16 protein-coding genes are annotated in these 12,780 nt (G+C 68.9%); 11 read left to right on the forward strand and 5 right to left on the reverse strand.

The window, feature by feature from the left end; translation table 11 throughout:
* Positions 1 to 173 precede the first annotated feature (173 nt).
* Positions 174 to 824: a ribonuclease FAU-1 family protein gene (locus ACZ3I4_RS10965; RefSeq protein ID WP_465381700.1), complete on the forward strand. Its 651-nt coding sequence runs from the start codon at positions 174 to 176 to the stop codon at positions 822 to 824.
* Positions 825 to 1,069: 245 nt separating this feature from the next.
* Here ACZ3I4_RS10965 and ACZ3I4_RS10970 read toward each other — a convergent pair whose 3' ends face one another.
* Positions 1,070 to 1,624 carry a hypothetical protein gene (locus ACZ3I4_RS10970; RefSeq protein WP_465381701.1) on the reverse strand — a complete coding sequence of 185 codons (555 nt, stop codon included), beginning with the start codon at positions 1,622 to 1,624 and terminating at the stop codon, positions 1,070 to 1,072.
* Positions 1,625 to 1,692: 68 nt separating this feature from the next.
* Positions 1,693 to 2,016: a hypothetical protein gene (locus tag ACZ3I4_RS10975; protein WP_465381702.1), complete on the reverse strand. Its 324-nt coding sequence runs from the start codon at positions 2,014 to 2,016 to the stop codon at positions 1,693 to 1,695.
* Positions 2,017 to 2,380: 364 nt separating this feature from the next.
* Here ACZ3I4_RS10975 and ACZ3I4_RS10980 point away from each other — a divergent pair, with 364 nt between their 5' ends.
* From ACZ3I4_RS10980 to ACZ3I4_RS10990, 3 genes are all read left to right on the forward strand, one after another.
* Positions 2,381 to 2,992, forward strand: coding sequence for an LmbU family transcriptional regulator (locus tag ACZ3I4_RS10980; RefSeq protein WP_465381703.1), 612 nt, complete (start codon positions 2,381 to 2,383; stop codon positions 2,990 to 2,992).
* Between the two features lie 93 nt (positions 2,993 to 3,085).
* The gene (locus ACZ3I4_RS10985; RefSeq protein WP_465381704.1) at positions 3,086 to 3,217 is read left to right on the forward strand and encodes a P-loop nucleotide/nucleoside kinase family protein; all 132 of its coding nucleotides are present in this window, start codon (positions 3,086 to 3,088) and stop codon (positions 3,215 to 3,217) included.
* 795 nt (positions 3,218 to 4,012) lie between these two features.
* Complete coding sequence (locus ACZ3I4_RS10990; RefSeq protein ID WP_465381705.1) at positions 4,013 to 4,519, forward strand: GNAT family N-acetyltransferase; 507 nt, start codon at positions 4,013 to 4,015, stop codon at positions 4,517 to 4,519.
* A 9-nt stretch (positions 4,520 to 4,528) separates the two neighbouring features.
* On the opposite strand, the gene ACZ3I4_RS10995 is transcribed toward ACZ3I4_RS10990, so the two are convergent.
* Positions 4,529 to 5,035: a GNAT family N-acetyltransferase gene (locus tag ACZ3I4_RS10995; RefSeq protein WP_465381706.1), complete on the reverse strand. Its 507-nt coding sequence runs from the start codon at positions 5,033 to 5,035 to the stop codon at positions 4,529 to 4,531.
* A gap of 90 nt (positions 5,036 to 5,125) precedes the next feature.
* On the opposite strand from ACZ3I4_RS10995, the gene ACZ3I4_RS11000 reads away from it, so the two are divergent.
* From ACZ3I4_RS11000 to ACZ3I4_RS11020, 5 genes are all read left to right on the forward strand, one after another.
* Positions 5,126 to 5,761, forward strand: coding sequence for a hypothetical protein (locus ACZ3I4_RS11000; protein WP_465381707.1), 636 nt, complete (start codon positions 5,126 to 5,128; stop codon positions 5,759 to 5,761).
* A gap of 223 nt (positions 5,762 to 5,984) precedes the next feature.
* Entirely contained in the window at positions 5,985 to 7,181 is a 1,197-nt protein-coding gene (locus ACZ3I4_RS11005; protein WP_465381708.1) for an alpha/beta hydrolase, read from the forward strand.
* Between the two features lie 136 nt (positions 7,182 to 7,317).
* A complete protein-coding gene (locus ACZ3I4_RS11010) occupies positions 7,318 to 7,476 on the forward strand; it encodes a hypothetical protein (protein ID WP_465381709.1) in 159 nt (52 codons plus the stop codon).
* Complete coding sequence (locus tag ACZ3I4_RS11015; RefSeq protein WP_465381710.1) at positions 7,473 to 8,015, forward strand: RNA polymerase sigma factor; 543 nt, start codon at positions 7,473 to 7,475, stop codon at positions 8,013 to 8,015. The genes ACZ3I4_RS11010 and ACZ3I4_RS11015 overlap by 4 nt, the downstream gene beginning before the upstream one ends.
* On the forward strand, positions 8,012 to 8,926 hold the full coding sequence (locus ACZ3I4_RS11020; protein ID WP_465381711.1) for a hypothetical protein: 915 nt from the start codon (positions 8,012 to 8,014) through the stop codon (positions 8,924 to 8,926). Before ACZ3I4_RS11015 ends, ACZ3I4_RS11020 begins: the two co-directional genes overlap by 4 nt.
* 42 nt (positions 8,927 to 8,968) lie before the next feature.
* On the opposite strand, the gene ACZ3I4_RS11025 is transcribed toward ACZ3I4_RS11020, so the two are convergent.
* Both ACZ3I4_RS11025 and ACZ3I4_RS11030 read right to left on the reverse strand, forming a co-directional pair.
* Positions 8,969 to 9,628, reverse strand: coding sequence for a response regulator (locus ACZ3I4_RS11025; protein WP_465381712.1), 660 nt, complete (start codon positions 9,626 to 9,628; stop codon positions 8,969 to 8,971).
* Positions 9,625 to 10,980 (reverse strand): sensor histidine kinase, encoded by a 1,356-nt coding sequence (locus ACZ3I4_RS11030; protein ID WP_465381713.1) that lies wholly within the window; start codon positions 10,978 to 10,980, stop codon positions 9,625 to 9,627. Before ACZ3I4_RS11030 ends, ACZ3I4_RS11025 begins: the two co-directional genes overlap by 4 nt.
* Before the next feature lie 87 nt (positions 10,981 to 11,067).
* On the opposite strand from ACZ3I4_RS11030, the gene ACZ3I4_RS11035 reads away from it, so the two are divergent.
* Together ACZ3I4_RS11035 and fabI are read left to right on the forward strand one after the other, a co-directional pair.
* The gene (locus tag ACZ3I4_RS11035) at positions 11,068 to 11,772 is read left to right on the forward strand and encodes a beta-ketoacyl-ACP reductase (RefSeq protein ID WP_465381714.1); all 705 of its coding nucleotides are present in this window, start codon (positions 11,068 to 11,070) and stop codon (positions 11,770 to 11,772) included.
* Positions 11,773 to 11,831: 59 nt separating this feature from the next.
* Positions 11,832 to 12,599 carry an enoyl-ACP reductase FabI gene (fabI, locus tag ACZ3I4_RS11040; protein WP_465381715.1) on the forward strand — a complete coding sequence of 256 codons (768 nt, stop codon included), beginning with the start codon at positions 11,832 to 11,834 and terminating at the stop codon, positions 12,597 to 12,599.
* The last annotated feature ends 181 nt before the right edge of the window (positions 12,600 to 12,780 follow it).

Consider the following 12,780-nt stretch of genomic DNA (forward strand, 5'->3'; position numbering starts at 1 on the left):
CAGGGTGAAGATGCTGGTCAGGGCCAAGGTGAGCGGCAGGATTCGCATGGCCTGGAGCGTCCGGCCGAAGTGTCCCCCGGGTCGTCACACCACAGACCGCAATCGCGAGTGCTACCCAGGTATGAAACAGCATTCTCGGCGGCAGACTAGTGCCGGCGTAATACGGTGCGCCCATGGTCTGGGGTTACGGCGACACGGTCCTCTATCGGTACGGGCGTCAGGGACAGGCGCGTTTCGTACGGGTCGGCCGGGTCATCAGCGACGACGCCGAGGGGCTGGCGTTGTGGATCGGTCCGGGCACGCCGCAAATCGAATCCGTCCTGGCCGACGGACGTGGATTACGCGACGTTTCGATCGCCGATCGGGTTCATCTGCCCCGGGCCTCTCGCCGTTCCACCTGGCGAGGTTCCGGCATCGTGCACTATGCACCGACGGTCGGCGACTGGTCCTTGTGGTGGTTCTTCGACGCCTCCATGCGCTTCGAAGGCTGGTACGGCAATCTCGAGTCGCCTCGCGTGCGCTGGGAAACCGGAAGCCTGCGTGGCATCGACACCGCAGACCGCGCCCTGGACGTCTTAATCACCCCGGACGGGAACGGCCGGTGGAAGGACGAGGACGAATTCGCCGCGCTGACAGGTCTACCGGGCCGTTGGAGCGCCGATCAGGCGCCGGCGATCCGGGCCGCCGGAGAACATCTGATGGATCTCGCGGCGAGCGGCGCACCACCGTTCGACGGTCGGTGGACCGATTATCGGCCGGACCCCGGATGGGATTCCATCGTTCTGCCGGACGGCTGGGATCAACCGCACCGAGCCGCCCCTTGACCAGGCCGATGGTGACCGAGCAGGGCTTCAAGGACGCCCGGCCCGTTCCCGACTTCGCCATGCGAGCAATCGCGGCCGGTGCCGGCACCGCAGAGCCGGCCGGGCGCGACGGCGCGGCACACTACGTGGCCCGGACCCGGGCGGCGCAGGTCACGGCCGGTCCCGGTCACTGCGTTCCACACCCCCCGGATGCACCGCGAAAGCACGCTCCTCGACCGGCATACGGTCGATAATCACGGTCGTCTTCAGGGTGCCGGCCGCCCAGTCGATTGACGGTCACGGGCCGGGGCGACCGGCAGGGTGCAGGTCGGCGGCGTGCCGTTGTGCAGGCTCATCGTCGGCGCGGTGATGGGCCGGACCTGGCCAGGCATCACCCAGTAGACGAATGACATCTGGGTGTTGCGGGGCAGGGCCGCGATGTCGATCCGTACGCCTTCGCTGTTGCCAATCGGACGAATCACCGGCGGCGGGCCGAGCACCGCCTCGATCTGGCGCAGGCCGTCCTGACCGGCGCCGCCGCAACCACCCAAAAGAACGCCGTTGACGACCTTGGCGTGCATGATCTGGATGCGGGCCGGGATACCGGCGTCATCAAGGATGGCGTCCAGCCGGTCGGGGTCTCGCAGATCGGAGTCCAGCACGTTGACCGTGGCACCGTCGCCGGGAGCCGCTGGTTCCGCCGACCGGTCGTACGCCCACCAGGCAGAACCGGCTAGGACAATCCCGGCCAGCCCGGCAGCGATGCGGCGGCGCCGCGATCGGCGGCCCGCCGCGGCGCGGATGTCGTCGTTCTCGCGCACGTTCGCACACCCCCAAGTGTTGGCCGGCCGGGCGGTCCGGCACGTCGGACCGCCCGGCGGCGCGTATGTCACGAGTAGATGGTCAGCACTCGGACGGTGCCGTAGTTGGTGAAGTCGTCGTGCCACTTGGGAAATGCCCAGAGGATCGTGTCGCTGCCGATGATGCCGGCGTTGTTGCCGCTGTGCAGCCCGATCACTCCAAACGCGCTCACATTGAAATCCGAGCCGGCGTCGACGAAGCACAACGGCGTCCACGGCACCGACGGATTGCTTTGCAAGATCTTGAGCCAGAGGTAGTCGCCGCTGCCGTAAGTGCGATTCCAGGCGCAGGAAAGCGGGTCAGGCTGATGGATGGCGAATGCCGGACCGGTCACACCAACCACCGCTGCCATGGATGCGGCAACCATTACTGCCGCCCTTTTCCAGCCTCGGCCTGTTCGCGAGTTCATGCCCATTACTGCCCTTTCCTCTCGACGAGGGTGAGGATTCGGTGGACACATATTGCGGAGAGAAATCCATCAGTGTCAACGTTTTCACGATTCCGGCGGCCGCCACTGTTGTCCCGCCGGCGAGACAGCAGCGTCCGGCGCGTCCCCCGCGCGAGCTACGCGCAAATGTCCACCGTGGGGGGAAGATGCCGTTGGCCCCGACAAAATACGGTCCTTTGTGGCGGGAGGCCCGCGGAGAGCCGGGACGGCAGGCTCTCCTTAGTGACGATCGCGAGGAGTCACGTTGTCGATACCTGAACAACGAGGTGTGAGTGCCGCCGCAAACTCTGGAAAAGACCTGCAGACGGCTCATGAGGCGGCCGTGCCGAATGGTCAGATCCTGGTCACCCAGGTGGGACTCCAAATACCAGGTGGCGTCACGTTCGCGGGGTGGGAGCGCGCCGGGCGGCGGCTCGTTGAGGTGCTGAATTCATCCGTGTGGTGTATTGGGGACTGGCTGGCACACGGTGAACGGGAATTTACCGGAAGGTATCGGCGCGCCGTCGAAACTCTGGGCTTGGAGTATCAGACAGTGCGTAATTATGCATGGGTCGCGCGCCGTTTCCCACTGGCCCGGCGGCGGGCCGCGTTGAGCTTCCAGCATCATGCCGAGGTAGCCGGTCTGCCCGACGAACAGCAGGATCGATGGCTGGATCAGGCCGAGGAGGGGGGCTGGTCGCGCAACGAGCTGCGCCGGAATCTCCGGGCCACCCGCGCCGGCGGCGCACGCCGGCTGACTGCGCCACTGCCCCGCATCACCACGGAGGAGCAGCGGCTGCGCTGGCAGGCAGCGGCGGAGCGCACCACGGCCGACTTCGAGCAGTGGATCGTGCAGAGTCTCGACGATGCCGCCGACGCGGTGCTCGACACGCCGCCGTAACGCGGCCATACCTGCGTCCACCGCGTCGTGGCTCGCTGGCGCGATGAAGTCTGCCCTCGCCGGACGGGGCCGGCCCGCGCTACGTCGGTACGCGTGAGCAACGATCGCCGCATGGTTGATCTCATTCTCGTCAACGGTCTGCCGGGTTCAGGGAAGACGACTCTGGCGACGGGGCTGGCCTCGGTCTTCGGTGTCCCGGTGATCTCCAAGGATGCGATCAAGTAAGCCGTCTCGGGCATCGCGCCGTCAGTTCCGGGGCATGCGCTCGGGGCGGCGGCCGGCGAGATGATGTGGTCGCTGGCGGCGGCGATGTCCGGCCGGGTGGTGCTGGAGTCGTGGTGGTTCAAACCGAGGGATTTGCCCTTCGTCGAGGCCGGCCTGCGCCGATGCCGGCCAGACAGGACGGTCGAGGTCTGGTGCGACGTCCCGCCTGATGTCGCCAAAGCACGGTACGCGGCTCGTCAACGACACCGAATCCATGACGATCACCGCCGCCTTGTCGACGACTGGCCCCGCTGGGCGGCGGAGGGGCAACCTCTCGATGCGGCACCGGTGCTACGTGTCAACACACACGATCCGGTGGACCTGCCCGACCTCGCAGCTCGAATCGCGGCGACCACGACATAGAACGCATGAACCAGCCGGCGGCCCGACTGGGGCGGGCAGGCGTTTCTTCGGCTCCTGCACGACGGGTCAGCAACCGGCCGCCTTCATCCGCGCGGGGAGACTCGCCTACCTATGGTTTCCGGACCGCCCGGCGATGGCTCCAGAACCCGGCCGGTCCCGGACACGCCTCCGGGCAACGCCGGTTCACCAACCCGGCACAGCTGGGCCGGCCCATCCTCGAGATCGAAAGGCACGTATGGAACCAGTACATGAACCGCAGCTCGTCCTGAACGCGTGCCAAACCGCGGCGGATCCGTGCGCTGCATGTCCTGACGACCGGGAGGCCAGGTGGAGGCATACGCCAGCAGGTGCATATCGGTTGCTCCCCCCGAGCGTGACGGGCAAGCTTCGCCGATGATCGGGACCCGTGTTCTTACCGAAGACGATTGGGCGTTGTGGCGCGAGCTGCGGCTCCAGGCGTTGGCCGAGGCCCCCTACGCGTTTGGGAGCCGCCTGGCGGATTGGCAGGGCGACGGGGACCGGGAGGAACGCTGGCGCGCCCGCCTGACCATTCCCGGCTCGTACAACGTTGTGGCGTCGCTCGACGGCGCAGCGGTGGGGATGGTGAGCGGCGTTCCGGCCGGTGAGGCGCGGACCGTGGAGCTGATTTCCCTGTATGTGCTGCCGCAGGGGCGCGGTCGCGGAGTGGGTGATCTGCTTGTGCAGCGGGTGGCGCAATGGGCCGGACAGACTGGCGCGGAGGAACTGCGGTTGGCGGTGACAGAGAGCAACAGCAGTGCCCGGGCGCTTTATGAAAGAAACGGCTTTCATGAGACCGGCGACGAGGGCGAGCTCATGCCCGATGGCGTGACTCGGCAGCACGTCATGGCCAAGGACTTGGCGGATCAGATCCGAGGATGAGAACGCTGGCTACGAGAGTGCGTAGCGCATTACTACGCGCGGCCAGCGGTCCAAGCCAAGTTCCGCCTCGTGATTTCGGACGGCGACCAACCCGGGCGTCAGTTCGGGCTCAGCTAGTCGGCTCCACCCCAGACGCTCGTAGTAGAGCGCGTTCCACGGGACATCGGAAAACGTCGTCAGCGTCATCGCCGGGAATTCCGCATGACGCGCCCACCGTTCCACGGCTTCCAACAATCGCCTTCCCACGCCCTGCCGCGCGTACCGCGGGTGGATCGACACCTGCTCCACGTGCGCGCACCCATCCACCACATCGGCCAGCACGTAGCCCATCGGCATGTCGGCGTCGTCGACCGCCACCCAGGCGCGGCCGGCCCGCTGAAAAACGGCGAGCTCAGCCGGCGTCGGTGGACTGTAGTCGGCCACAGCGTCCATGCCTATCTGCCGGAAGGGTTCTCCCGCGGCACGCTCGATGTCGGGCAGGTGTTGAAGGTCGTCGGCTCGCGCAAGTCGGATCACACCGGCATTGTCGGCCGTCGCAAGGAGACCGTGTAGAGGTTTTGTGTACGGCCTTTCGCGGCTTGTGACCGCCAATGCAAGATCCTCGCCATGGACTTTCAGTGGGATCCGGTCGATCGGCCGGCCGAGCCGCATGCGACGGCCGCGTGGAGCGTGCGCGGCATGTTGCAGGCCGTCTTGAGCTGTGCCGGGTGGCTGCTGCTGATTCCCGCCTGGTGGCTCGCCGAGACGCCTCTGCTCGTCGGTTCGTTCGTCGGCTGGCTGATCTCGTTGCTGGCTGTGTTGTTCGCTGCGCTCATTTCGATTGCGGCGATCCTGATTGCCTGCGTACGCCGTTCGTGGGGAGTCGCCGTGGTGAGCTTGTGTCTCGTCGCCGCCGCCGCTGTCGTCGTCTCCCGGCACGATTCCCAGGTCTACCCCGTTGGCTATCGGTACCAGCTGCACCGGGCCGCGCTCGCCGAACTGGTCGAGGACTACCGGGCCGGGCGCCTGGACGACGAAGTGACCCTGCCGGTCGACATGCGCTCCCTGTGCCCGTCCGGATTCGCGTACGCCAGTCCGACCGTTCTGTTCGTGCAACTGTGGCAGAACTGGCGAGAGGAATCGGGAACAGGAATCGCGTATTTCGCCGAGCCGCCCACCAAGTCGACAACCATCACCACAGCGTCGGGCGACTTCGGATATCCGAAACGGGAGCTGGGCGACGGCTGGTGGTGGGTGGCGTAAAGGCCCACAGAGCGGGACAGGCGCCGCTCTACCAAGGAGCGGCCCGAGCGGGTACCGTGCTGGGCGGCAGCCACGCTCTGCCTGACTCCGAGTCCGGCTCGACGCCCATGCCGTCACCTTGCCGGACGACCGAGGACAAGCCGTCTGCGACGCAGCGTGGAACCATTCCGTGATCATTTTCGACCGCGCGGTGGCATGGGCTTCCCGCGGGAAGAAGATGAGCATGGTCAACAACGACCGCCGGGCCCGTCAGCGGGCGATCCGGGCGCGAATGGCGGAGACCGGCGAGACGTACGCCGTGGCGGCCCGCCGGCATGACGAGCGCCGCGATCCGCGGACCCGGGGCACCCGGTTGCTCCCGGAGCACATCGAATGGCTCGTCCAGGCCCGCGGTGTCACCTATGACGTGCTGGTCGGTGGGCCGAACGACGGCGTGCCGGTTCTGCTGGTGCACGGCAACTGCTCGTCCGCGGAATTCTGGCTGCCGCTGATCCGGCGGCTGCCGGACGGCATCCGGGTCGTCGCCCCGCACCTGCGCGGGTACGGGCGCAGTGAGGCGGCACCGGTGGACGCCACCCGGGGCCTGCGGGACTTCTCCGATGACGTGGCCACGCTGCTCGACGACCGCGACCTGTTCCCCCAGGGCGGCCCGGTGATCGTGGCGGCCCACTCGATGGGCGCCGGCGTGGTCATGCAGATGATCGCCGACCACCCGGGCCGGATCACGTCGGTCCTCCTGGAGTCGCCGGTGAGCCCGTACGGCTTCGGCGGCACCCGCGACCTCGAAGGCATCCCGACAACCCCGGATTTCGCCGGCACCGGAGGCGGCGGCGCCAACCCCGACTTCGTGGCCCGCCTCGAAGCGGGCGACCGCAGCTCCGAGGCGCAGACGAGTCCGCTGTCGGTGCTGCGCTCCACGTATGTGGCCGACCCGGCATCGCTCGGCGACGATGAAGAACTTCTGCTCAAGGCGATGCTCAGCACCACGGTCGGCGAGGACAGCTACCCGGGCGACAGCAAGCCGGCGAACAGCTGGCCTTTCTTCGGGCCGGGTGACCGTGGCGTCCTCAACGCCATGTCACCCAAGCATTTCAACGTCGCTGACGCCCTGGTCGGCGCCGCGCAGAAGCCACCGATCGTCTGGGTCCGCGGCGACCGGGACGTGATCGTGTCGGACACGTCGCTGTTCGACCGGGCCTACCTGGGCTCGATCGGCGCAGTACCGGACTGGCCCGGCGCCGACGCGTGCCCGCCGCAGCCCATGGTCGGCCAGACCCGCGCGGTGCTCCAGCGATACGCGGCGAGCTCTGGCAGCTTCCGTGAGGTCGTCTACGACAACTGCGGCCACTCACCACACCTCGAACGCCCGGCCGAGTTCACCGCCGAGCTCCTGAAACTCGTCAACGACGCGGCCGGCTGACGGCGGCCACGCTTGATCAGCCGGCGTTGGATGGTTGAGCGGGCACCCGAGTCAAGAAACCTCCGGGTGGGGCTTCACGCAAGTGGGACGAAATCTCCACTTATGTGGTGACATCCAAGAACCGGCGGGGGCGGCGATGGGGGTTCACGAAGTGATCGGGGACGGGGCGGTACTGATGGGGGCGGTGACGTCCGTGGTGCGGTTGTGGCTGTCGCTGCGTAAGCGGAACGCCCCGGCCGGCGAGCGGATCACACTGGTCGTGGTCGAGGCGGCGAACCGGGACGAGCCACGATGACCGCCCGCCTCGAACCACCCGAGCCGCTCCCGGCCGTCCGGCAGTGCCCCGAGACGGATCCGGTCGAGGCGATCAGCGCGTTCTACCGCGCGGAGATCCGTGACCTGGTCAACTTCCTGCTCTGGATGGGCGCCGGGATGGCCGATGCCACCGACCTCGCGCAAGAGACGATGCTCGACCTGGTGCGCAACTGGGCGAACGTCCAGCGTCCCCGGGCGTGGGTCCGGGTCGTCGCGTCGCGCAAGTACGCGCGTTCCCACCTCGACGAGACGGCCGTCGACCTGACCGGCGAGCGCAACCCGCTGCTGCGGGCCTCCCGCGAGGACATCGCCGCGTGGGAGGAAAGGCACGAGGTGCTGCGGCTGATCGCCACTCTCCCGTGGCGGCAGCGACAGGTCATGGCCTGGTGCTACGACGGCTATCAGCCACACGAGATCGCCGCCGAGCTGGGTATCACCCCGGAGGCGGTGCGGGCCAGTCTGAAGCTCGCCCGACGCGCGCTGGCCGGGCTGCTCGGCCGGGAGGAGGAGCCGGAATGAGCCGCGATCCGCACGGCCTGCCGGTCCGCGGCGGGAACCGTTCCCCGTCGCGAGGCCTTGGCGACGCGCACTCCGCCGCCGCCGGCGAACTCGGCGACCTGCTCGACGTCGAGACCGGATTGAGTGAAGTCCTGCTGGTCGCCCGGCATACGTGCACCCGGGACAACCTCCCCCTCGACGTCGAGGGCGGACTGCGCGCCGTCCTACGCGCCGGGAAACGCCCCGGACGGCGGCCCAGCGGCGAAAGTGCCGTCGCCGACTGGCTGACGTCCCTCGAGGACGTCCACCGGCTCGTGTTGCGTGCACATCCGGTGATCATCGCGCTCGCCCTCGTCGTACGGATGAACGTGCTGATGCCGGCCGCACGCGTTCTGAACGTCGATATCGAGGCCCGGATGATCGCCCGGCGGGCCGGCGCGGTCCTCGACCAGTTGCGGCGTCCCCGGCCGGGCCAGGTGCTCCAAGCAGCGGCCGGTGAGCTCGAGCAGGTGCTTGCCCGCCTGCTTGAACCGATGCTCGTTGAGGCGCCGGAGTGTGAGTTCGCGCGGGAGCTGCGGCGAATCCGCGAGTTGACTGTCGACCTGCTGCACGCTGTCAACGGTGACGAGATCCCTGATGCGGTGGGCCTCGACCCGGCGGTCCTCGACCAGGATCTCGTGACGGCGCAGCACCGCGCCCTTGCTCCCCGGCTGGCTGACGCCCTGGATCGGGCCCAGCACGACTTCGTGGGCGCCGATCTGCGCGCGGCCGATCTCCGGCTTCTTCCGTTGGCCGGGCTGCGATGGTCGGCGGCGACCCGATGGCCGTCGCTGGAGTGGCAGAGCCAGGCGCTGCTGGACTCCGACGAGGTGGCCGACGGCGTCTACGTGATCCGCGGCGGCAGCACGTCGGTCACCATCCAGATGCGATGAGCGAACGGTACCGCCCGAGGCGGGCCCTCGCTCCGGATCCGGTCAGGACGGGATGACGAGGCCGGTCTCGTACGCGAAAACGACGGCCTGGGCCCGGTCGCGGAGGTTGAGCTTGGCCAGGATCCGTCCGATGTGGGTCTTCACGGTCTGCTCGGCCACGATCAGCTCTTCGGCTATCTCCTGGTTGGAGCGGCCCCGCGCGATCAGAAGCAGCACGTCGGTTTCGCGCGGGGTCAGGGCGTTCAGGGCGGCGGGTTTGGGGCGGGCGGCCATCGGGCGGGCCGCGAACTCGGCGATCAGGCGGCGGGTCACCCGAGGCGCGAGCAGGGCCTCGCCGGCGGCCACGACGCGTACGGCGTTGATCAGGTCGGCGGCCGGGGCGTCCTTGAGGAGGAAGCCGCTCGCGCCCGCGCGCAGGGCCGCGTATACGTAATCGTCCAGGTCGAACGTGGTGAGGATGAGGATCTTGGGGCCGCCCGGAGTGGAGCCGTCGTGCAGGCGCCGGGTGGCTTCCAGGCCGTCCATGACCGGCATGCGTACGTCCATCAGCACGACGTCGGGGCGCAGCTCGCGGGCCTGGGCCACGGCGGCCGCGCCGTCGGAGGCGTCGCCCACGACCAGCATGTCGGGCTGGGCGGCGAGCAACGCGCCGAAACCCTCGCGGACCATCGCCTGGTCGTCGGCGATCAGGACCTTGATCACTGCTTGTCCCCCAAAGGCAGACTGGCCCGTACGACGAAATGGTCGTCCTCAGCCCCGGCCGCGAGCGTGCCGCCGAGCAGTTCGGCGCGCTCGCGCATGCCGGCCAGCCCGTGCCCCTGGCTGAGCGGGACGGGACCGGCCGTCCCGTGCCCCTGGTCGGGCGCGACGGGGCTGGTCAGCCGGTTGCGGATGGTCAGTTCGAGCCGGTCGCCGAGGCCGCGGGCATCCAGGGTCACCGGGCCTTCGGGCGCGTGCCGGGCGGCGTTGGCCAGCGCCTCCTGCACGATCCGGTAGGCCGCGAGCTCTGCAGCGGCCCCACCCAGGGTGGGGACCCTATCGGTTTTTGCGCGGCCGGGAGCCGCGTTGTCCACAGGGGCGATTTCGGGTTCGGCGTTGTCCACAGGGCGGCTCTCGTGCTGGCCCAGCGAGCCCGACGTGTGGTACGAGACCTCGACTCCGGCGGCCCGGGCGTTCGCGATCAGGTCGTCGATCTCGGCCAGCCCGGGCTGCGGCGTGAGCGGCGCCTCCCCCTCCTCGGCGCGCAGCACCCCCAGCAGCCGCCGCATGTCGATCAGCGCCTCCCGGGCCGAGCCCGCGATGGTCGCCAGCTCCTCCCGGGCCGGCTCGGACAGACCACCCACCCGGTACGGCGCCGTTTCCGCCCGTACGGCGATCATCGACATGTGGTGGGCGACGACGTCGTGCATCTCGCGCGCGATCCGGGTGCGTTCTTCCAGCACGGCCCGCCGGGCGCGCTCCAGCTCGGTCAGCTCTTCCTTTTCGGCGAGCAGGGCCCTCGTACGGCGTCGTCGCGACACGATGTCGCCGAGCGCCCCGATGGCCACGAGCAGGACCGCGGCACCCCAGGCGTTCGCGTACGGGGCGTAGACGAAGACCGGGATCAGGCTGAGGGCGACGGCCCAGATGGTGAGGGCCGAGTCCTCGGCGATTGACAGCCGGGCCAGCACGACGAGGAAGCCGATGATCTGCACGGTGTTCCACGGCCAGGACTCGGGCTGGGTGCCGGGTTCGGCGGGACCGTAGGTGAGGGTGCCGACGAAGAGCATGACGAAGCCGAGCCGCCAGGCGATGACGGGCATGCGGAGCGTGACGGCGACGGGCAGCACCGAGCCGACGGCGATGAGCACGATCCAGAAGTCGCCGAGCTTGCGGGTGTCGGTCAGGTAGGCGCCGGCGGCGAGTCCGAGGCCGCTCAGGGCGAGCAGGCCGAGGGGCAGCGCATAGTTCCAGAACCGGCCGTGCGGTGCGGGCCGGGCCCTCTCGCGTGACCACATCAGGCGTCTCAGCGGCCCCGTGGCATTGCGCCGGGTCACCGGGCCGATAGTCTCCACCCCGGCAGGTTACGGCGGTATTGCGCCGCCGTCGTGCCCCCGTGGTGCCAGCCGGCACCCCCTACCTGGGTATGAGGAGCGAAGGTCGTGGCGCGCACGGTACTGGTGACAGGCGGCAACCGGGGCATCGGCCTCGCCATCGCGCGGGCGTTCGCCGCGCAGGGCGACCGGGTCGCGGTCACGCACCGCGGCAGCGGCGCTCCCGAGGGCCTGTTCGGGGTGCAGTGCGACATCACCGATCCGGCGCAGGTCGACGCGGCCTTCACCGAGATCGAGAAGGAGCTCGGCCCGGTCGAGGTGCTGGTGGCCAACGCGGGCATCACCGACGACACGCTGCTGCTGCGGATGAGCGAGGAGCAGTTCGAGCGTGTGATCGACACGAACCTCAAGGGCTCGTTCCGGGTTTCCAAGCGGGCCAGTTCGAAGATGCTGCGGGCCAAGTGGGGACGCATCATCTACATCTCGTCGGTGGTCGGGCTGTACGGCGGCCCCGGTCAGGTGAACTATGCGGCGAGCAAGGCCGGGCTGGTCGGCATGGCCCGCAGCATCACTCGTGAGCTGGGCAGCCGGAACATCACGGCGAATGTGGTGGCGCCCGGGTTCATCGAGACGGAGATGACAGCGGTCTTGTCGGAGACCCGGCAGGCAGAGATCATCAAGGCGGTTCCGGCGGGCCGGCTCGCCAGTGCCGACGAGGTCGCGGCCGTGGTGACCTTCCTGGCCGGCGACTCCGCCGCGTACATCAACGGCGCGGTCATCCCGGTCGACGGTGGCCTCGGCATGGGCCACTGAATCATGGGCCACCGAAACATGGGCCACTGACACCTTTAACTGAAGGAGCACGAAGAACCGTGTCTGGATTGCTGGCCGGCAAGCGGCTGCTCATCTCCGGCGTCATCACCGACGCCTCGATCGCGTTCTCGGCGGCGAAGATCGCCCAGGAGAACGGGGCGACCGTCGTGCTGACCGGTTTCGGCCGGATGTCGCTGGTCGAGCGGATCGCCAAGCGGCTGCCCGAGCCGCCGCCGGTGATCGAGCTCGACGTCACCGACCCCGACCACCTGGCCGCGCTGCCCGGCAAGGTGAGCGAGCACGTGGACGGGCTCGACGGAGTTCTGCACTCGATCGCCTTCGGGCCGCAGAGTGTGCTGGGCGGCGAGTTCCTCAACGCTCAGTGGGAGGACGTGGCCAAGGCGCTGCACGTCTCCACGTACTCGTACAAATCGCTCGCCGTGGCCTGCCTGCCGCTGATGCAGTCGGGCGGCAGCGTGGTCGGGCTGACGTTCGACGCGACCAAGGCGTGGCCGGTCTATGACTGGATGGGCGTGGCCAAGGCCGGTCTGGAGTCGGCCAACCGCTATCTGGCGCTGCACCTGGGCAAGCAGGGCATCCGCAGCAACCTGGTGTCGGCCGGTCCGCTGCGCACGATGGCGGCGAAGTCGATCCCGGGCTTCGAGCAGTTCGAGGAGGCGTGGGCCGAGCGGGCGCCGCTGGGCTGGGATCTGCACGACACGTCGGCGGCCGGCAAGGCGATCTGCGCCCTGCTCTCCGACTGGTTCCCCGCCACCACGGGTGAGGTTGTACACGTCGACGGGGGCTACCACGCTCTTGGGGCCTGACTGACTGCACCGCAGTGAGCGGAGCGGACGCAGGGCCAGGAAGGCAGGCCCATGCCAGCTCAGCCTGACTGACTGCACCGCAGTGAGCGGAGCGGACGCAGGGCCAGGAAGGCAGGCCCATGCCAGCTCAGCCTGACTGACTGCACCGCAGTGAGCGGAGCGGACGCAGGGCCAGGAAGGC

The organism is Actinoplanes sp. NPDC021490 (assembly GCF_055562135.1).